The following is a 20,068-nucleotide window of genomic DNA, read 5'->3' as shown; positions in this document are numbered from 1 at the left end:
TCCGATGGATGCACACCAGTTCAAGAACTCCATGGCCACGGTCACCGGGCCCGTCGCCGTCGTCACCGCCCACCGCGACGGCACCCCGCACGGCGCTACGGTCAGCTCGCTCGCCTCCCTGAGCATGTCACCGGCGATGATCACCGTCGCCCTCGACAACAGGTCGGCGCTACTCGCCCTCGTGCGGGAGACCGGCACGTTCGGCGTCAACGTCCTCGCCGCCGGACAGCACGAGGCCGCGACCCGCTTCGCGAGCCGACACGACGATCGGTTCGCGGGTGTGGCATGGGAATTCGTCGACGGGCTGCCGTACCTGACCGGCAGCAGCGCGTGGCTGCGGTGCGACGTGGCCGCGGAGATCCCGGGCGGCGACCACACCCTGCTCCTCGGAACGGTCCGGGACTGCTCGGCCACCGACGCCACGCCGCTGGTGTACAGCCGGCGGACCTTCGGCACCCACGCGGCACTGCCGGCGCTCGCCGGCGCGACCTCGTGATCACGGCGGACCGGACGGCACTGGTCGGGGTCCGGGTCTTCGACGGGCAGACGCTGTCCGGGCCACGCACCGTCGTCGTCGACGGCACGGTGATCGGCACCGACCCGGCCGGCGCACGGATCGTCGACGCCGGAGGGGCGGTGCTGTTGCCCGGGTTGATCGACGCCCACATCCACCTGCACGGACGCGACACCCTCGAACAGCTGTGTTCGTGGGGAGTGACCACCGGACTGGACATGGCCACCTGGCCGGCGTCGCTGGTGACCTCATTGCGCAACTCCCACGGGCTGACCGACATCCGCAGTCCGGGTATCCCGGTGATCGGTCCGGCCGGTCCGCACTCCCACTTCGGGATGCCCGCCGAGGCCCTGGTGTCCGACCGGGACGCCGCCGACCGGTTCGTCGCGGCGCGAGTGGCGGAGGGGGCAGACTACGTCAAGATCGTCCTCGAAGCCCCCGGGGACGGCGGCCCCGATCCGGTGGTCGCGCACGCCGTCGTGGAGGCCGCGCACCGTCGCGGCACATTGGTTGTCGCACATGCATCCTCGACGGGAGCCTATGAACTGGCGCTCGACGTGGGCGCGGACATCCTCACCCACATCCCGAACGGGGAACCGCTCGGCGACGACGTCGTGGCCAGGATGGTGAGTGGGCGCCGCGTCGCCGTGCCGACCCTGTCGATGATGCAGGCTCTCGCGACGCTGCGCGGAAATCCCGGCGCGTTCACCGCCGCGTCCGCCGGCGTGGGCGCTCTCCACCGGGCGGGTGTGCCCGTGCTGGCCGGCACCGACGCCGCGCTGCAACCCGGCCTGCCCCAACTCGTCGCGCACGGGGAGAGCCTGCACCATGAACTCGAACTGCTCGTGGAAGCCGGCCTGTCGACGGTGGACGCGCTGCGTGCGGCGACCGTTCTGCCCGCCCGCCACTTCGGTCTCGACGACCGCGGGGCCGTCGAACCCGGTCTGCGTGCCGACCTGATCCTCGTCGACGGCGATCCCCTCGCCGACATCCGTGCCACCCGCAACATCGAACGAATCTGGTGCGGCGGTGTCGAACACACCCCGGCCCCGCGGGCCGCAACCGATCGGAGTACCCGTGCCTGACCCCTCGGACACCGCCGCAGTGATCGACGTCGTCCTCCGCGAGCGAGCCGGACGCGACACCGCACAATGGGACCGGATGCGTTCCGCGTTCGCCCCCGAGTCGCGTGTCAGCCTCAGCTGGTTCACCGGAACCGGCGCCGAATTCGTCGACGCCTCGAAAGCCATGCACGACCGGGGCAGCCGCGGCTTCCACCTGGTCGGTGCGCCCAGCGTGGACATCGTCGGCGAGCGGGCACTCGCGCACGAGGGGACCACGGTGCACGCGCGCGGAACCCTCGCCGGCGTCGAACTGGACGTCGCGTCGCACGGCCGGCTCTACCAGCGGCTGATCAAGACCGACGGGGCGTGGCGCATCACCGATCTCACGATGCTCTACTACAAGGACGTCGTCTCCCCGGTGGACCCGGCCGCAGACGTGACCGCGTTGGCGGGCGTCGCGTTCCCCGTCGATCGCCCGTACAGGTACCTCGCCGCGCTACTCGATGTCGCCGGATACACCATCGGCCCCGACCTGCCGGGCCCGGACCGCCCCGATCTCGTCGATCGATACCTTGCGGCCCATCACACTTGGCTTCACGAACCCCAGGGATAGGACCCCATGACCACCACTCCACGACTGCGTGTGCCCGCCTTCGTCAGCGTTGCGGTCCTCGCATTCATCGCGATCTCCGCCGACGGGTACGACCTCGCCATCTTCGGCGCGGCGATACCGGACCTCCTCGCCGATCCGGACTGGGGACTCACCCCGGCCCGGATCGGGGTGATCGCCGGCACCGCCATCGCGGGCATGTGCCTGGGGTCGATCGCGGCCGGGGTGCTTGCGGACCGCTTCGGTGCACGCCGCCTCTTCCTCGTGTGCGTCACGTGGTTCTCCGGCGGCATGATCCTCTGCGCCGCCGCCCCGACCGCGGAACTCCTGGGCATCGCCCGCTTCGTCGCGGGACTCGGCCTGGGAGGCCTCGGCCCGGCGGCCATCGCACTGACGATGAGTGTCGCACCGCACGACCGGCGGAACTTCCTCAACGGGGTGATGCTGACCGTCGTGCCGATCGGCGCGGCGAAGTTGCGGACGTGGGCACCGGACATCGCCGTGACGACTACCGCGCCCCGGCAGAACGGGGGAGTATCGTTGCGGGCGTTGCTCGGTGACGGTGGCGCACGGGCCCTCGCCGGTTTCGTGGTGGTCACCGGGTGCTGCCAGATCCTGTCCTACGGACTGCTCACGTGGTTGCCGCAGATCATGAAGTCGTCCGGGTACTCGCTCGGCTCGTCGCTGGTGTTCCTGATCGTCTTCAGTATCGGGGCGATGGCCGGCAGCGCGACCGGTTCCTGGGCCGCCGACCATGTGGGCGGGCGCCGTATCACCATCGCAGGCTTCGCGATCGGCGCTGTCGCCATCTTCGGACTCGCGATGCCTCTGTCGCAACCGATCCTGTACCTGTCCCTGCTCCTCGCCGGCGCAGGCACCGTCGGGATTCAGCCGGTCGTGTACGGGTTCGCCGCACTGCACTTCCCGGCACACGTCCGCGGCAGCGCGCTCGGATTCATCGGGGGCATCGGCCGGATCGGCGGCGTGTTCGGACCGATGCTCGGCGGAGTTCTCGCGGGACTCCCCGCGCTGGCGAACTTCTCGGTGTTCGCGGGCATCGCGGTGTTCGCGTCTCTGCTCAGTCTCGCCGTTCTCACCAACCGTCACCCCGAGCCCGCGCCGACGAACACGACCGTCCCGGCCGACGCCTGAGACCCCCTTCCTTCCCGAAAACCACGCAAGGAGAACAGACATGAGAATCGCCAATCTCGACGGACGGCTCACCCTCGCAGCCGACAACGGTTACATCGACGTCGAACAGGCCAGTGGCGGCGTCTTCTGCGCAGACCCGCAGTCCGTCTACGACGTCTGGGCGGAGTTCACCAACTGGGCGGCCCGCCTGGACACCAGCAGCCACCCGGTGATCGGGGCGACCGAACAGACGCTGTGGGGTCCGCCGGTGCCCCGGCCGCGGCAAGTGTTCGCCATCGGCCTCAACTACCACGACCACGCCGCCGAGTCGGGACTCGAAAGCCCGTCCGTTCCTCCGGTGTTCACGAAATTCCCCACCAGTCTGACGGGGCACGACCAGTCCGTCACCCTGCCTGCCGACACCGTCGACTGGGAGGTCGAACTCGTCGCTGTCGTCGGCACTCGATGCGACTTCGTCGCCGCCGCCGCCGCGTGGGACCACATCGCCGGAGTGACCGTCGGCCAGGACCTGTCCGAACGGCGACTGCAACTGGCCGGACCTGCGCCGCAGTTCTCCCTCGGCAAGTCGTACCGCGGGTTCGCTCCCATCGGCCCCGAACTGGTGACCGTCGACGAACTGCCCGACCGGGACGATCTCGAGATCGGGTGCGCACTCGACAGCGGCGAAGTCCTCCAGAAGGGCCGCACGTCGGACCTGATCTTCACCGTCCCCCAACTGGTCGCACACCTGTCGGCGGTGTGCCCGCTGCTGCCCGGCGACCTGATCTTCACCGGCACCCCCTCGGGTGTCGGCGGGGCCCGCAAACCCCCGAAGTTCCTGCGGCCGGGCGACGTCCTCACCAGTTGGGTCGAGGGCGTCGGGACCCTCCGCAACGCCATGACCGCGCCGTGACCACACCCACGAGCATCGCAAGGACTGGGATGAACACCCACACGACCACCACCGGCACCGTGCCGGAACCGATCTGGACACCGGACCCCGAGCACGCGGCGCGGGCACGGATCACCGAGTTCGCGCACTTCGCCGCAGCCCGCACCGGTGCCGCCTACCCGGACTACCACGACCTCTGGAAATTCTCCGTCGGGGAACCGTCCGCGTTCTGGTCGGCGGTGTGGGACTTCTTCGACATCGCCGCCGACGGCGACACCGGCGAGGTACTCACCGACGCATCCATGCCGGGTGCTCGGTGGTTCCCCGGGACCCGGCTCAACTACACCGAACACGCCCTGCGCCACGGTGACTCGCCCGAGGCCGCCGTCGTCTCCATTTCCGAGGACGGCGTCACCACCGAGATCAGCTGGGCGCAGCTGCGCCGGCAGGTCGCCGCCGTCGCGGCGTGGCTGCGCGGGCAGGGTGTCGGGGTGGGCGACCGCGTCGTCGGGTATCTTCCCAACACCGTCCACGCTGTCGTCGCGTTCCTCGCGACAGCGGGGATCGGAGCGGTGTGGTCCGCGTGCGGCCAGGACTACGGGGCGTCGGGTGCCGCGTCCCGGTTCGCTCAACTCGACCCGGTGATCCTCTTCGCCGCCGACGGATACCGATGGAACGGCCGCGTCCACGACCGCCGCGGTGACGTCGCCGAGCTTGCCCGGCAACTGCCCACCCTCCGCAGAACGGTGCACGTCCCCGTGCTCGGACTTCCCTTCGGAGTCGACGACGCGCAGCATGCGATCTGGGACGACGTGATTGCCGTCGATGCCGAACCGGACTTCGTGCGCGTCGATTTCGACGCGCCCCTGTGGGTGCTGTTCTCCTCGGGAACGACCGGACTGCCGAAGGGGATCGTGCACGGACACGGCGGCGTGATCCTCGACCACCACAAACTGCTGGGATTGCACAACGATCTCCGGGCCGGGGAGCGGCTCTTCTGGTACACCACCACCAACTGGATGATGTGGAACATGGTCGTCTCGGGTCTTCTGGTCGGTGCCACCATCGTCCTCTACGACGGCAGTCCTGCCCACCCGGATCCGCAGCGGCTGTGGGACATTGCCGCCGAGCACCGCGTCAGCGTCCTCGGGCTGAGTCCGGGCTACCTGCTCGGGTGCGCGAAGGCCGGTCTCGAACCCGGCGGTGACCTCGACCTGTCGGCGCTGCGACTCATCGGATCCACGGGTGCACCCCTGCCGCCGCAGTCGTATCACTGGGTCCGCGACCACGTCGGGGAACGCGTGCAGGTCGCCTCGACCAGCGGTGGCACCGATGTCGTCAGTGGCTTCGCAGGCAGCGCCCCCACCACGGCGGTATGGCCGGGCGAGATCTCGGCACCGCTGCTGGGGGTGGCGCTCGCCGCATGGGATGCCGACGGCACCCCGGTCGTCGACGAGGTCGGGGAACTCGTCGTCACCACACCGATGCCGTCGATGCCGATCCACTTCTGGAACGACCCCGACGGCACGCGCTATCGCGACGCCTACTTCGGCACGTATCCCGGCGTCTGGCGGCACGGCGACTGGGTCACCGTCACCGCACGCGGCAGCGTCGTCATCTCCGGCCGGTCCGATTCCACCCTCAACCGGCAGGGAGTGCGCCTGGGCAGCGCAGACATCTACGACGTCGTCGAGGATCTGCCGGAGATCCGGGAGGCGCTGGTGATCGGTGCCGAACTCGCCGACGGCGGGTATTGGATGCCGCTGTTCGTGGTCCTCGCCGACGGCGCCGACCTCGACGACGACCTTCGTGAGCGCATCGTCACCGCCGTCCGGACCCAGGCCTCCCCCCGTCACGTCCCCGACGAGATCATCGCCGTCCCCGCCATCCCGCACACCCGGACCGGCAAGAAGCTCGAGGTGCCGATCAAACGCCTACTGCAGGGCGCGCCGCTCGAGAAGGTCGTCGGCGGCGACACCGTCGACGACTCCGCATCCCTGCACTACTTCACCCGGTTCGTTCCCCGGCAGGTGCAGCCGTGACGGGCGCCGGCACTGGTCGGCTGTCAGCCGCGCCGGAGTGTGAGGATCGAAATGTCCGGCGGTGCACCGACCCGGACCGGCGGCCCCCACGCTCCGGCGCCTCGGGTGGTGTAGATCTGCAGGTCCCCGATTCGATCCAGTCCGGACACGGTGGGATTGACCATCCGCACGAGGTAGACGAACGGCCACATCTGGCCGCCGTGGGTGTGGCCGGACAACTGTAAATCCACCCCGCGATCGCCGGCTTCGATCGCCTGCAGCGGCTGATGCGCGATCAGCACGGTGAATCGACTGGGGTCACCTCCCGCGAGTGCGGCATCGATATCCGCCGCGTACGGCTCTTTCGCGTCGTGGTCGTAGACGCCGGCCATCTCGATGGTCACGCCATCGATGGTGACTTCGGTGCGTTGGTTGCGCAGGGTCTCGATGCCGAGCGATTCCCAGAAGTCCATCCACTGTCCGACATCGTCGACGTATCCCTCGTGATTGCCGGCGACACCGAATGTCCCGAATTCGGATCTCAAGCCTGCGATGGGTGCGACATCCGGGCCGACCAGTTCGACCGAGCCGTCGAGCAGGTCGCCGGGGAGGACGATCAGGTCGGGGCGTTGTGCGTTGACCAACTCGACGACACGTTCGGTGAATTCGGGACCGCGGGCGGCACCGACGTGCAGATCTCCCACCACCGCGATACGCAGCCCGTCGAGTTGCGGTGGAAGATCGGCGAAACGTGCCTGAGCCTCGACAATTCGGATGTCCTCGGCCTCGGCAACGCCGTAGGCGACGGTTCCGACGGACGCGACGACCACCGACGCCGAGAGCGCCTGTAGCAGCCGACTGCGGCGCGAGTAGCCGGCCAACCGCGCGATCACCAGGACAACGCCGATCACGATCAGGCCGAGGAGGAGATAGAACAGCACCGCATACCACGTCTGTCCCAACCAGACCAGCGGTCGCACCGGACCTGGCGCGAAGGTGTTGCTCGCACCGACCGCGATCACCGCCAGAATCCCGAGCGCACTCAGGAATACGGCTGCGGGAATCCGCGCCCACCCCGGCAATCCGGGCGCGGCGACCAACCGCCAGTACAACAGTCCGTGGACGAGAGCGACAGCAACGCCCACCAAGATCATTTGCTGCACAGGTTCCCTTTCGGTTGGCGAAATCCACAATCAACGGCCGAGATGCAAGGCAACGGTTGAATATTCGTGACTCCGGCGCCGGGGTGCATCCTGTTACGCGTATTGCAGGTTCGCTGTCGGTATTCGGCCGTTGTCGATGGTCAGATCGAAGGTCGCACGGAAGTCCCCTCCACTCTTGCGAAGGACATTCACCAGCAATCGCTGTCCATCGGCGCGGCGTTCGCCGACTTCGAGTATGTCGATGGTGTAGCCGGCGACCTCTGGTTCGGCGAAGCCGCTGCGGATGGCGTCGCGCCCCTCGAAACGCCGGTCCGCGTCGATGAGCACCGCGTCGCCGGTGAACAGCGATGTCATGGCCGCCGCGTCGCCGAGTGGCACTGCCGCGTGCGAACTGTGGCGTCGGTGCGTTAGTCATGACTTTCCCTCGTATCGGTGTCTTACGGTGTGCAGGACGTGAGAACCGGGCTCGCCCCGTCCGTCAGGATGGCTACCCCGCACCGCCTATTCAACATGTTCGTGCCACGCCGAGGCAGGTGCTGCCAGTATCCCCCTCGCGTGCGTGCACGTGGCATCAGTGGTGGACTCAGCTCCCGTCACCGAAATTGAAGTGCCCGCCCACGGGCGGCCGAGTAATCTGCGTGGGCATGGCACGGGATGAACGCGGTGTGATCGCCCAGAGCGAGGACTTCGCCTCCTGGTACAACGAGGTGGTGTTCAAGGCCGGGCTCGTGGACCGCGGTCCGGCCAGGGGCACCATGGTGATCCGGCCATACGGGTACCGGCTGTGGGAGCTGTTGCAGTCCGAACTGGACCGCCGCATCAAGGACACCGGTCACGACAATGCGTACTTCCCGTTGCTGATTCCGGAGAGCTACCTCGGCCGGGAAGCGGAACACGTCGAAGGGTTTTCCCCGGAACTGGCGGTCGTCACCCACGCCGGCGGGAAGAAGCTCGAAGAACCGCTGGTCGTGCGGCCGACGTCGGAGACGATCATCGGCGAGATGATGGCCAAATGGATCAGCTCGTACCGCGATCTGCCGCTGTTGTTGAATCAATGGGCGAACGTGGTGCGGTGGGAGCTGCGGCCACGAATGTTTCTCCGCACCACAGAATTTCTGTGGCAGGAGGGGCATACCGCGCACGCCGACGAGGCCGCCGCCCGCCGCGAGACGATGCTCGCGCTCGACCTGTACCACGAGGTGGCGCGGGAGTGGGCCGCGATTCCGGTCGTTCCGGGTGAGAAGACACCCGGTGAGCGGTTCGCCGGCGCGGTGGCGACATACACGATCGAGGCGATGATGCGGGACGGCCGGGCGCTGCAATCCGGCACATCCCATTACATGGGCACCAATTTCGCGTCGGCGTTCGACATCCGCTACACCGCCGAGGACGGTCGAGAAGAGCTGTGTCACACGACGTCCTGGGGGATGAGTACGCGAATGATCGGGGGCATCGTCATGACCCACGGCGACGACAAGGGCCTGGTGCTGCCGCCGCGGTTGGCGCCGTATCAGGTGGTGATCGTGCCGATCACCCGCGGCGGCAATGCCACCGTCGGGGACGCGGCCGAAGACCTGGCTCGTCGCCTGCGGGCTGCGGGTGTCCGGACCCACGTCGATGCCCGACCCCAACTCACACCCGGGTACAAATACAACGAGTGGGAGTTGCGCGGCGTCCCGGTCCGGATCGAACTCGGTCCACGAGATCTGAAGGCGGGCAAGGCGATGATGGTGAAACGTCTCGGCGACGACGGCAAGCGGGCCGTGCCGATCGACTCGCTGCCCGCGACCCTGCCGGGGATCCTGGACGACTTCCAGGATTTCCTCCTCGCCCGCGCGACTGCGTTCCGCGACAGCCACACTCGGACCGTCGACGACTGGGAGCGGTTCGCCGATGCGGTGTCGACCGGGTGGGCACTCGCACTGCACTGCGGGAGCGCCACCTGCGAGGACGAGATCAAGTCCCGCACGGCCGCCACCCCGCGGTGCGTACCCCGTGACGGCGAACCGGAGACAGGGGTGTGCGTGCGGTGCGGGGCGGCGTCGGCGTACGGGAAGCGGGTGGTCTTCGGACGCGCCTATTGAGGGGTGCCGATCACCACCCCTCGGGGGACTATTCGGATGGCAGGCGCTCGAAGGACGCTGGGAACTCGGAAAACCGACCACCCCGACAAGTCCCACGACCGAAAAGGAACCCCCGCATGCCCCGCATCTTCGGCACCACCGTCCGCGACATGCACGAACACGATCCGCCGGGTCTCGTCTCGTCCGCTGTCTCACCCGCTGTCTCACCAGCCGTCGAATCCGTCCCGAAACCGGTCCGTCACCACTGGACGTTCGCGCGGATCGGCCTGTACCTGCTGCTCGCGTCCCTGCCGCTGCTGGCGATCTCCGCGCAGGTGTTCGGCGTCGTGCCGATGAACACCACCGGTGCGCTCGTGATCATTCCGCTCGCAGCATCGCTCGCCGTGCTGTGCGTGTTCGCCCCGCACCCGATCGACCGCATCGTCGGCCACGGCCTCGGCTGGGGAATGTTCGCGTGTCTGGCCTACGACGTCTTCCGCCTCGACACCGTGTATCTGCTCGGCTTGTGGGGCGACTTCATCCCGAAGATGGGCACCTGGCTGCACTCGGGAACCGACACCCGGACCGGCGCGATCGTCGGATACCTGTGGCGGTACTTCGGCGACGGCGGCGGAATCGGTATCGCCTTCTTCCTCATCGCCCTCGCGCTCGGTCTCCAGCACCGGTCCAGTCGCACCGTCATTCTCGCGTTCGTCACGTTCGCGGTGTTCCCGGTCTGGGCCGGGCTCATCGGCACGGTCGCGCTGTCGGCGCGCGGTCAGCGCGACATGTTCCCGCTGACGCCGACGACGATCACGCTGTCGCTGATCGGGCACCTGATCTTCGGTCTGGTGCTGGGTCTCGGTTTCCTGCGGGCCCGGGGTCGCCTCGCGCAGCACTGGCCCTGGCCGCCGCTGCTCCCCGTGCGGTCCCGCTGACCCCAGGTGAGTGGCAAAGCGTGCCCGGGCACACTTTGCCACTCACCTGGGGGTGAGGTGCGGATCCTTCGCCTTGCGGCCCACGGCCACGGACGCCAGCATCAGCAGTGCCGCCCCCGCGAAGCAGGCGGCGTAGCCGACGTGCGGGGCGAGGAGTGAGATGACGAACGGAACGGCGAAGCCGACGTAGATCAGGCAGTAGAACACCGCCACCGTCTGCGCGAGTTCGTCTTCCGGCGACAGCTTCTCGACGGATGCGAGACCGGACCCGAGCAGGATCCCGTAGCAGGATCCGAGGAGGAGGGCCGCGACGACGATCGCGACCACCGGCAGCGCACCGTGCGCATACGCGACCACGGTCGCGGCGCCGAAACCCAGCACCCCGAGCACGATGCCGACCCGGATCCCGGTGGCGTCGTCCTGCTGCGACCACCGCTTGGCCCACGGCTGGATCACCGCCCCGGTGATCAGGGTCAGTGCCGCGACGAGACCGGTGAACGCCACCGAGGTGGAGCGCAGCGACTCGGAGACGAGCGGCGGCAGCGTCGCGAACGACACGGTCGCCACCCCGAACACCCACGGCGCCCACGGCGCGATGCCCCACCGGAACCGGGAGGTCGCGAGCGCCGACAGGGGCTTGGCGACGAGGTCCGTCGCCCGGGCGCGCGCATCGGGCACCGACCACACCAACGCCAGGGCACCGACCATCAACACGATGTGCACCAGATACGGGAGCAGTTCCGGGGCGGGGAGCCACTGCGCGATCACGCCGGCGAACAGCGCTCCGCAGCCGAAGCCCGCCGACAAGGACATGGCGGCGCGGCGTGCACCCGCCCCGGCCGGCGACGTGGAGCTGAGTTCCTTCATCCAGGCGGTGCCGGCGCCGAACGCCATGCCGGACGCGAGTCCGGCCAGCACCCGGCCCAGGTAGAGCAGGTCGGGGACGGCGGCGCCCGCGATCAGGACGAGGGAGGAGACGATGCCGACGGGGATCATCGGACGGATCACCGCTCGCCGGCCGAACCGGTCGGACACGCGCCCGAAGTACAGCAGCGCAGGGATCAGCCCGACGACATACGACGCGAGCATCGCGGTGAACGAACCGCTCCCGAGCCCCAGGTGTTCGCGGTAGACCAGCTGCATCGGGGCGAACTGGTTGGCTCCCCAGCTGACCGCGAACAGCGCGACGGCAAGGCGGACCCAGGGCGAGAGCATTATCCGATCCTCCCAGAACCGGTAGCTCGGCGAAGTATCAACTCTTCACAGGTCGGGCGCCGCATTCCTGTGGACACTGGCCGTGTGCGGCGGGTCTGGGGATGTCTAGCGTCGACCCCTGAACACGAGCCGAGGAGGACATGTGTGGGGTAACGACGGCAGCTGGGTCGGCTCGGACGCCCGGACGATCGCCCGCGCCGTGGCGAACCGGGAGGTGTCCGCGAGCGAGGTGCTCGACGACCACCTGGCGCACATCAAGGCCCGCAACCCGGAGCTGAACGCCGTCGTCAGCGTCGCCGAGGACCAGGCGATCCGGGCCGCCGACGACCTCGACACCCGGATCGGCCGAGGTGAGGACGTCGGACCGCTGGCCGGGGTGCCGTTCACGGTGAAGGACCTCATCGCGACCGCGGGTGTCCGGACGACGGCGGGATCGCGGGCGCTCGAGCACAACGTGCCTTCTGTCGACGCGCCCGCGGTGGCCGCGATGAGGGCGGCCGGCGCGATCCTCGTCGGCAAGACGAACACCCCGGAGTTCGGGGCGAGCGGCCTCACGCACAACGACCTGTTCGGGTACACCGTGAACCCGCTCCGGCCCGACGGTATCGCCCGCTCGCCCGGCGGTTCGAGCGGCGGCGAGGCGGCGGCGATCGCGTCCGGGATGAGCGTGGTCGGTCTCGGCACCGACTTCGGCGGTTCGGTGCGCTGGCCCGCGCACTGCACGGGACTGCGGTCGGTCCGCCCGACCGTCGGCCGGGTCGACCCCGACGGCCAGTATCCCGGCGTCCCGTCGGGCGATCACCTGCTGACCAATCCGGCGACCATGCACGGCACGCTGCAGACGATCGGTCCGATGGCGCGGACGCTGGACGACGCCGCCCTCGTGCTGCGGGTGCTCTCGTCCCGGCACTACCGGTGGACCGACCCGGGCACGGTGGACCTCTCACGTCTCGACGTCACGTGGGCGCCCGGTGAGGGGACCGTCCCGGTGGACGAGGAGATCGTCGGGGCCGTCGCCGGTGTCGCCCGGCAACTCGGCGCCCGTCCGTACCGGGGTGCGGCGCTGTCGGAGGGGAACGACCTGTTCGGGACGTTGCGGTCCGTCGAAACTCACACCGACATAGCAGAACTCGGCACCGGCTTCGGGGCGAACATCGCCGCGATGATCGCCGACGCACGGGACGTGGACCGGCGCGGGGTCGAGCGGCTGTGGGCACGGCGATCGGAAATGGTGCACCGGTTGCTCGGCGAGATGGGGGACGTCCTCGTCCTCCCCGTCGCCTCGATTCCGGCGCCCCCGCTCGGCGAAGAACAGTTCGACGTCGGCGGGCAGTCGCTGAGCTGGGCTCAGGCCCTGGCGAGTTGCCGCGCGATCAGTGTGACGGGCCTGCCGTCCGTCGTCGTCCCGGTGGGAAACACCCGGTCCGGGTTGCCGATCGGCGTGCAGGTGGTCGCGCGGCCGTGGTGCGAGCACGTTGCACTGGCCGTGGCCGCCCGGTTGTGAGGCGACCACGGCCGCGCTTCAGATCACCCGGTCCCGCCGGAGGCCCTCGATGTCCTCCTCGCTCAACCCGAATTCGCCCAGCACCTCGGCCGTGTCCTGCCCCAGCACCATCGGCGGCGCATTCCAGATCGGCAGGGTTTCCTCGTCCACCCAGAACGGACTCCGGACCAGCGGCACTTCACCGCCGTCCGGGGTGGCCACGGGCTGCACCATCTTCAGGGCCTGCACCTGCGGGTCGGCGAACGCCTGATCGATCGTGTGGACGGGGCCGCACGGGATGCCCGCCGCACGAATCAGCGTCACCCATTCGGCGGCCGGACGCGCGGACAGCAGTTCGAGCAATTCCTTCGTGAGCCGATCCCGGTGTGCGAGTCGTGATTGCCCGGTGCGGTATTCGGGCCGGTCGGCGAGTTCGCGGTCCCCGAGAACGTCGCACAGCGACTGCCAGTGCCGGTCCGAGCCGGTCGCGATGATGATGGGGAAATCGGCGGTGTCGAATGTGCCGTACGGCGTGATCGTCGGGTGCGTGTTCCCGTTCGGCTCCGCGACGCGTCCGGTGCTCAGGTAGTCCTGCGCCTGGAACGACATGATCGACAGCGCCGATTCGAGCAGCGACGTCTGCACGTGATGACCCGCACCGTCTCGCCCCCGGGCCACGAGCGCCGCCGTGATGCCCAGCGCCGCATAGATACCGGACACCGTGTCGATGATCGGGATTCCGACGCGCATCGGCGTGTGGTCGCCGGCACCGGTCACCGACATCAGGCCCGACATGCCCTGCGCCACCTGATCGAGGCCCGGCGAGAACTGCTCGGGACCGGTCGGCCCGAAACCGCTGACACTCATGACGATCACCCCGGGATTGTCCGCGGCGAGCGACTCCTGGTCGAGTCCCATGTCCGCCAGGACACCTGGCCGGAAATTCTCCACGATGACGTCCACGCCGACGGCGATGCGGCGCAGTAGTTTCCGGCCCTGTTCGCTGCGCATGTCGAGCGCGACCGAACGCTTGCCGCGGTTGACGGAGGCGAAGTACAGGCTGTCGGCGCCGTCGAACGGCGGCCACTGCCGGGAACTGTCGCCACCGTAACGGGTCTCGACCTTGATGATGTCGGCGCCGAAGTCCGACAGCAGTGCCGTGCACAGCGGTCCGGCGAGGGCGCGCGTGAGGTCGAGGACCCGGATCCCGCTGAGCAACTGGTTCATGGTGGATCCTCGGTTCTCTGTGAAGGAAGGGGGACCGTCCGAGAATTGCGGACTCGCCGGCCGATAGCGATGGCGAGAATGCACAAGCGACCGCTGGGGATTTCGGCGCATTGTGTGCCGCGACGGCCGGTCGCCTCCGGTTAGCGTGAGCTACCCGAAGAAGCACCCGAGGAGGACGACACGATGCGCGACATCCTGACGGGCCTGGAAGCGTGGTTCGACCGCGGCGAGACGTTCGCGCTCGCCACGGTGGTGCGCACCTGGAAGTCGTCCCCGCGGGCGCCGGGCGCGGCGATGGCCGTGTCGGAATCCGGTGAGGTCCTCGGAAGTGTGTCCGGTGGGTGCGTCGAGAGCACGCTGTACGAGACGGCGCGGGACGTGCTGGCCGACGGGCGGAGCCGCACCGAAGTGTTCTGCGTGGCCGACGACGACGCGATCGGCGTCGGACTGACGTGCGGCGGCACCATCGAGGTGTTCGTCCAGCGCATCGGAGGGCACGACTTCCCGGGTTTCGCGGACGCGGCGCGGCGCATCCGCGGCGGCGAATCGATCGCCGTCGTGACGGAGACCGGCGACGGATCACGAACCCGTCGCTGCGTGATCACCGGCGACGGGCCGGTGGGCGACCTCGACCTGACCGCCGCCGACATCGACAGCGTCCGCCGGCGGCTCGACGCCGGTGAGTCGCAGGTGTATCAGCTGCGGTCGGAGACGGTGTGCATGGTCGAGATCTTCGCGCCGCCACCGCGGATGTACATCTTCGGGGCCATCGACTTCGCCGCCGCCATGTGCACGCTGGGCGCGTTCGCCGGCTACCACGTCACCGTGATCGACGCCCGCGCCGTGTTCGCGACCCGTGCCCGGTTCCCGGACGCCGACGACGTCGTCGTGATGTGGCCGCACCGGTTCCTCGAGACCGCACCGGTCGACCGCCGGACGGTGCTGGCCGTGCTGACTCACGACGAGAAATTCGACATTCCCCTGCTGGAGCTGGCTCTGCGATCGGACGCGGCGTACATCGGCGCGATGGGCAGCCGCGCCACACACGAGCGCCGCGTCGCGCTGCTGCGCGAACAGGGGACGACCGCGGCGGAGCTGGCGCGGCTGCATTCGCCGATCGGCCTCGACCTGGGTGCTCGCACCCCGGAGGAGACGGCGGTGTCGATCCTCGCCGAGATGATGAAGACGACCCGCGGCACCACGGGGCTCGAACTCCAGCTGCTCACCGGCCCGATCCACCGCGACGCCCCCGCCGGCACCGGCCGACCGCTCGAGTGCACCGCATGACCTGGTACTGCCGCCGACGATGCACCGTCACTCACCGTAATCGAAGGCGCGGACGGCCTGCTCGTCGATCCGGTTCAGCTCTATCTCGCCCCGCTCGTCTCATCCTGCCCGACAAGGATCACGACACTTCGCCGAGACGATCCCTCTGCCAAGGCACGCATCGCGACGTCGATCTCTCCGAGACGGAACTCTCGGGGTTCTGGGACTGACAGGGCGCCGGTGTCGACAAGCGCCAGCAGCTCGCCGAGAGCGGCTCGGAGCCTGTCTGGGCTACGAGTCCAATAGTCGGTCGATTGAAGGCCGGCCACCAAGACATTCTTCACGAGGAGATGTCCGGGCTTGATGGGTTCGGGTGCGCCCGCTGCGAACCCCACGATTACGATCCTGCCCTCCCAGGCCGTGGCGCGAACGAGTTGACTCAGCAACCGTCCACCGACCACATCGATGACGACATCGGCGCCGCGACCACCGGTCACGCGCTTCACCGCATCGACGACCGTCTCCTCGTCCGCTTCCACCACGTTGTCGACGCACTCGCGTAGTTCCGGACGAGCCTTTTCTGCGTCGCGGGAGACAGCCACGACCGTCGCCCCCATTGCCGTGGCGAGTTGGGCGCAGGCGCGGCCGACGCCACCTCGCGCACCGGTGGCCAGGACGGTCTCACCTGCGCGTACACCTGCTCGAAAATGTATGGCCGCGTATGCGGTGAAGTACGCGATTCCGAAGGTCGCGGCCGCGGAGTAGGTCATCGAATCCGGGATCCTTGCGACCTGCGCCCCAGGCACCACTGCGGCGCCGGCAATCGCTCCCTGGGCCATCACGGCGAGAACCCTGTCGCCGCGGGCGACGTGGCTGACCTCGTCGCCCACCTCGATCACCAGTCCTGCCGCCTCCATTCCCGGGACGAAGGGAAGTTCAGGCCGAACCTGGTATTCACCCTTCATCATCAGCAGGTCGGCAACGTGGAGAGCCGCTGCTCGGGGTGCCACCACCACATCGTGGGGTCCCCATGTCGGAGAGGGGATCTCGTCCACTGCGACGATCGGGTTTTCCTGATAGCGGTGGACTCGAAGGGCCGTGACACCTGATCGACTCGACGCGGTCATGCGTACTCCGTCCTTCCGTGACGACCCGAGGACAATTCAATCCGGCTACCCCGCATGAGCTGGGTGATGGTGTCCACCGGACGACCGGATTGCAGGGCCGTGGACACTGAGGTGTGCCCGAATACCCCTAGATGGTCGTATATTTCGGCCGTACCTACCGAAATGGCGCCCGCTCCGACTCGACCAGTCGCAGACAGGCCCAGGGACTGCCCATCGGGGAATCTGGCCAGGGTGAGCGTGACGTCGGCGTTGATGTGGCGGACGCCGCCGGCACCCCAGTGGGTGACGAGATTGGTCAGGTCCGCGGCGGTGGCGGAAGCTTGGAACGGCGATACGCTCTCGCCCTCCACGACCGGGATGCTTTTGCACCAGAGTTGTTTTCGCTCCGAGTTTTGGTGAGCGGCCGCGTCGGCGCTCCATCCATGCTCCTCGCTGAAGAACAGGCGTCCCTCGTCGGTGGACGGCCGCAGGCCGGCGGGTGGCATGCTCGGGGACCGATCGGGCGACCAGGGTGGATCGGCGACCACTCGCTGGGTCGTCGGCAGAAACAGCGTGCGAGCGCGCGCCATGACGTGACCGTTCTGAAGGAATTCACTGTCCACGAGCAACAAACGACCGCCCTCGCGGACGACGGTCGACCTGGTCGACACCGGCGCCATCGTCGCCGCCCTCTGAAGATCAGCAGTAAACCTGACCGGTCGGAGGTCCCGGCGCGCTCGGCCCTCATTCTCCGCCGATCGCGCCAGGGCGCCGGTGACGGCACTGCCCCGCATGTGCTCGCTGCCCCACCCGCTCAGTGCCACCGGCAAGGGCGTCAGCTTCTCGAATTCCGCACCGGGGCAACGACGGAAGTATCCCGACACGCCCACGTTCGTCGTCACGTCATCACGTCTCACTCGTGTCCCCCCTCCGATTTGAGCACACGCTTGAGGAGCTTGCCGGAAGCGTTCTTCGGCAGTGCGTCGAGTGCGATATACAAGCGCGGCTTCTTGTAGCCGGCGAGCTTCTCCCGGCACAGGGCATCGAGTTCGTCTGTCGGGATCGGAATCTTGTCCCTGGTCACGACATACGCGGTGACGATCTCGCCCCACTTGGGGTCGGGACGACCGATGACGGCGGCTTCGACGACGTCCGGATGCTTGACGAGTACATCCTCGATCTCGGTGGGAAAGATGTTCACTCCGCCCGAGATGATCATGTCCTTGGCCCGGTCGACCACATAGAGGTAACCCTCTTCGTCGAACCGGCCGAGGTCCCCGCTCGAGATCCAATCCCCGAGGAACTGGTCCTCGGTGGCCCCCGGGTTCTTGTAGTACCGCACTCCCAGCCCCGGTCCCCGCTTGTAGATCTGCCCCACCGTTCCCACGGGGACGTCCTCACCGCGGGGATCGAGGATCCGCAATTCGCATCCGAAATACGGCAGGCCCGCCGAGCGCTCCTTGCGGAGCTGGTCCTCCGGCTTGAGGATGCTGAAGAAGCCCGCCTCCGTCGAGCCGTAGAGCTCGTAGAGTCCCGCAGCGGGGAAGTACTCGAGCAGACGCTCCTTGGTCGCGGTGAGCAGGGGCGATCCGGCCGACATCAGCCGGCGTACCGACCCGATGTCGAACGACGCCCGGTCGGGCACCTCGAGGAGCATCTCGAACATCGTCGGGACCATGGGGATGAACGACACATGTTCACGTTCGATGGTCTGCAGGAGTTCGCGTGCGTTGAATTCCCGGAGCATGACGATCGTTCCGCCGACCATGAGCTGCTGGAGCCCCCAGGTGAACCCGAGGCCGTGGTAGAAGGGCCCGGCGAGGACGGTGACGTCGTTTGCGCGGTTGCCTACCTCGACGGTGATGTCGTACCACCCCTGCCGGGCGATCCGCTGCGGGATCTCACAGACCTTGGGAGGGCCGCTGGTGCCTCCGGTGAATGCCAGGTGATAGACGTCCCATTCATCCATGTCCAGATACTCGACGTCCGTCGACGATCCGGCGAGCACTGTCTCGTAGTCGAGATAGCCGGATGACTCGTCCTTCCCCGCGACGAGGAGGACGTGGTCGGCGGGAATGTGCGGCAGAGTCTCGTGGGCGGCGGCGAACGTGCCGGTGAGATATCCGTCCACGATGACCACCTCGGCATCGCTGTGACGGACCGCGTACTCGATCTCCCCCGGCGTGAACCGATAGCTGATCGGTACGACGGCCGCACCCAGCCCGGCAACCGCATAGACGATCTCGACGTACTGCGCACGATTGGTGAGAATCACCGCCACCTTCGTGCCCTTGTGTACGCCCAGTCTCGCCAGCCCGTTGGCCAGTCTCGCCGTACGCTCGCTCACGTCCGACCAGGTGAGGCGGGTTTCGCCTTCGACGATCGCAGTCTTGTGGCGGAGCAGGTGCGACTGGGCGTGCAGGTGCGGAATCTGCCCGATGGTGAGTTGCTCCCCGTAGGTGACCATCGTCGTCCTTTCAATGCTTCCTGAAGATCATGACACCGAGCCCCTCAGAGGGCGGAGAATCGGCGCTGCCCGTCGGTCAGCACCATCCGCCCGAAATTGAGGCCGGGAAAGTGCGCCCCGGCGACCAGCTCCCCACTGGCGGCGAGCTCGTCGGCGAGCCGGTTGCGGGTCTGGGAGGCGAGCTCGGGATCCTCGTCGAAGATGGCCCGCCAGTCCGGTTCCTCGAGCTCGACGGTCGAATGCACGACGTCACCCAGGAGATACCCCCGCCGGCTCTCACCCGAGACGACGAACACGGTCGAACCGGGTGTGTGTCCGGGGCTGTGCAGAGCGTCCACGCCCGGGGCCAGGGTGATGTCCTGGTCGAACAGCTCGAGCTGGTCGGCGATGGGCGAGAGCTTGCGCACGGCACCGGGGCTGGCGTGCGGAGCGTCGACGAAGTGTTCCCAGTCGAGGCGATGCGCACGATAGGTGGCACCCGGAAAGACGACCTGCCCCTTCTGGGTCGTCCAACCCACGTGATCGAAGTGCAGGTGGGTGAGCAGGACGTCCGTCACCTCTTCGGGCGCCACCCCGTGGGCGCGCAGGGAGTCGAGGAACTTGCCGCCGGTGTACCGGCCCCCGTGTCCGAGCAACTTGTCATCGATGGTGCCCACTCCGGTGTCGACGACAACGACGCGCTCACCGGTCCGGATGAGGAAGCCGCCGATGTCGAAGTCGAGAACACCCTGCTCGTCGAGGGCTTCTGCCTTACTCGACCAGGGGTCGTCGACGCCCGGCCGGGTGAGGATGTGGTTCGGGTCCTCGCGGCCGATCCCGTCGAGAACGGGCAGGACTTCAATGTCTCCGAAGTGCATTTTCCAATACCTTTCTTGCACAGTAATTCCGGCAGCGTTCAGTGGAACGGG

The 20,068-nt window shown here is 68.1% G+C and carries 18 protein-coding genes; 10 read left to right on the top strand and 8 right to left on the bottom strand.

The annotated features are described in order from the left end of the window. Window positions 1-4 precede the first annotated feature (4 nt). Genes ACFU5V_RS22460 through ACFU5V_RS22435 form a run of 6 tightly spaced genes read left to right on the top strand, consistent with a single transcriptional unit; the run spans window position 5 to window position 6,253 of the window. Complete coding sequence (locus tag ACFU5V_RS22460; protein ID WP_378701984.1) at window positions 5-496, top strand: flavin reductase family protein; 492 nt, start codon at window positions 5-7, stop codon at window positions 494-496. Further along, on the top strand, window positions 493-1,599 hold the full coding sequence (locus ACFU5V_RS22455; protein ID WP_378701982.1) for an amidohydrolase family protein: 1,107 nt from the start codon (window positions 493-495) through the stop codon (window positions 1,597-1,599). Before ACFU5V_RS22460 ends, ACFU5V_RS22455 begins: the two co-directional genes overlap by 4 nt. Continuing rightward, entirely contained in the window at window positions 1,592-2,191 is a 600-nt protein-coding gene (locus tag ACFU5V_RS22450) for a nuclear transport factor 2 family protein (RefSeq protein ID WP_378432745.1), read from the top strand. Before ACFU5V_RS22455 ends, ACFU5V_RS22450 begins: the two co-directional genes overlap by 8 nt. Window positions 2,192-2,197: 6 nt before the next feature. Beyond that, entirely contained in the window at window positions 2,198-3,340 is a 1,143-nt protein-coding gene (locus ACFU5V_RS22445) for an MFS transporter (protein ID WP_378701980.1), read from the top strand. Window positions 3,341-3,380: 40 nt separating this feature from the next. Beyond that, on the top strand, window positions 3,381-4,232 hold the full coding sequence (locus tag ACFU5V_RS22440) for a fumarylacetoacetate hydrolase family protein (protein ID WP_378701978.1): 852 nt from the start codon (window positions 3,381-3,383) through the stop codon (window positions 4,230-4,232). Between the two features lie 29 nt (window positions 4,233-4,261). After that, window positions 4,262-6,253: an acetoacetate--CoA ligase gene (locus ACFU5V_RS22435; protein ID WP_378701976.1), complete on the top strand. Its 1,992-nt coding sequence runs from the start codon at window positions 4,262-4,264 to the stop codon at window positions 6,251-6,253. A gap of 23 nt (window positions 6,254-6,276) precedes the next feature. Here the strand turns inward: ACFU5V_RS22435 and ACFU5V_RS22430 are convergent, their stop codons facing one another. Next, window positions 6,277-7,395, bottom strand: coding sequence for a metallophosphoesterase (locus ACFU5V_RS22430; RefSeq protein ID WP_378701974.1), 1,119 nt, complete (start codon window positions 7,393-7,395; stop codon window positions 6,277-6,279). Between the two features lie 93 nt (window positions 7,396-7,488). Further along, window positions 7,489-7,773: a nuclear transport factor 2 family protein gene (locus ACFU5V_RS22425; RefSeq protein ID WP_378701972.1), complete on the bottom strand. Its 285-nt coding sequence runs from the start codon at window positions 7,771-7,773 to the stop codon at window positions 7,489-7,491. Between the two features lie 266 nt (window positions 7,774-8,039). Between ACFU5V_RS22425 and proS the strand changes: the two genes are divergently transcribed. Both proS and ACFU5V_RS22415 read left to right on the top strand, forming a co-directional pair. After that, window positions 8,040-9,479 (top strand): proline--tRNA ligase, encoded by a 1,440-nt coding sequence (gene proS / locus ACFU5V_RS22420; RefSeq protein ID WP_378701970.1) that lies wholly within the window; start codon window positions 8,040-8,042, stop codon window positions 9,477-9,479. A 116-nt stretch (window positions 9,480-9,595) separates the two neighbouring features. Further along, on the top strand, window positions 9,596-10,396 hold the full coding sequence (locus tag ACFU5V_RS22415; RefSeq protein ID WP_378701968.1) for a hypothetical protein: 801 nt from the start codon (window positions 9,596-9,598) through the stop codon (window positions 10,394-10,396). 42 nt (window positions 10,397-10,438) lie between these two features. Here the strand turns inward: ACFU5V_RS22415 and ACFU5V_RS22410 are convergent, their stop codons facing one another. Then, window positions 10,439-11,611 (bottom strand): MFS transporter, encoded by a 1,173-nt coding sequence (locus tag ACFU5V_RS22410; protein ID WP_378701966.1) that lies wholly within the window; start codon window positions 11,609-11,611, stop codon window positions 10,439-10,441. A gap of 142 nt (window positions 11,612-11,753) precedes the next feature. Here ACFU5V_RS22410 and ACFU5V_RS22405 point away from each other — a divergent pair, with 142 nt between their 5' ends. After that, entirely contained in the window at window positions 11,754-13,115 is a 1,362-nt protein-coding gene (locus tag ACFU5V_RS22405; protein WP_378701964.1) for an amidase, read from the top strand. Between the two features lie 18 nt (window positions 13,116-13,133). On the opposite strand, the gene ACFU5V_RS22400 is transcribed toward ACFU5V_RS22405, so the two are convergent. Next, complete coding sequence (locus ACFU5V_RS22400) at window positions 13,134-14,321, bottom strand: CaiB/BaiF CoA transferase family protein (RefSeq protein ID WP_378701962.1); 1,188 nt, start codon at window positions 14,319-14,321, stop codon at window positions 13,134-13,136. A gap of 183 nt (window positions 14,322-14,504) precedes the next feature. Between ACFU5V_RS22400 and ACFU5V_RS22395 the strand changes: the two genes are divergently transcribed. Next, complete coding sequence (locus ACFU5V_RS22395; protein ID WP_378701960.1) at window positions 14,505-15,608, top strand: XdhC family protein; 1,104 nt, start codon at window positions 14,505-14,507, stop codon at window positions 15,606-15,608. An 80-nt stretch (window positions 15,609-15,688) separates the two neighbouring features. Here the strand turns inward: ACFU5V_RS22395 and ACFU5V_RS22390 are convergent, their stop codons facing one another. The 4 genes from ACFU5V_RS22390 to ACFU5V_RS22375 are packed head-to-tail and all read right to left on the bottom strand — an operon-like array spanning window position 15,689 to window position 20,017. Then, window positions 15,689-16,714 carry an NADPH:quinone oxidoreductase family protein gene (locus tag ACFU5V_RS22390; protein WP_378701958.1) on the bottom strand — a complete coding sequence of 342 codons (1,026 nt, stop codon included), beginning with the start codon at window positions 16,712-16,714 and terminating at the stop codon, window positions 15,689-15,691. Further along, on the bottom strand, window positions 16,711-17,595 hold the full coding sequence (locus tag ACFU5V_RS22385) for an acyl-CoA thioesterase domain-containing protein (protein WP_378701956.1): 885 nt from the start codon (window positions 17,593-17,595) through the stop codon (window positions 16,711-16,713). The genes ACFU5V_RS22390 and ACFU5V_RS22385 overlap by 4 nt, the downstream gene beginning before the upstream one ends. Window positions 17,596-17,606: 11 nt before the next feature. Beyond that, complete coding sequence (locus ACFU5V_RS22380) at window positions 17,607-19,160, bottom strand: class I adenylate-forming enzyme family protein (protein ID WP_378701954.1); 1,554 nt, start codon at window positions 19,158-19,160, stop codon at window positions 17,607-17,609. 44 nt (window positions 19,161-19,204) lie between these two features. Next, complete coding sequence (locus ACFU5V_RS22375) at window positions 19,205-20,017, bottom strand: MBL fold metallo-hydrolase (protein WP_378701952.1); 813 nt, start codon at window positions 20,015-20,017, stop codon at window positions 19,205-19,207. Window positions 20,018-20,068 lie beyond the last annotated feature (51 nt).

This window comes from Rhodococcus sp. NPDC057529 (assembly GCF_042802055.1).
In the GTDB taxonomy this organism is placed as follows: Bacteria; Actinomycetota; Actinomycetes; order Mycobacteriales; family Mycobacteriaceae; genus Rhodococcus_F.
Note: the sequence above shows the minus strand (reverse complement) of the source record. Positions and strands in the feature narration are given on the sequence as shown.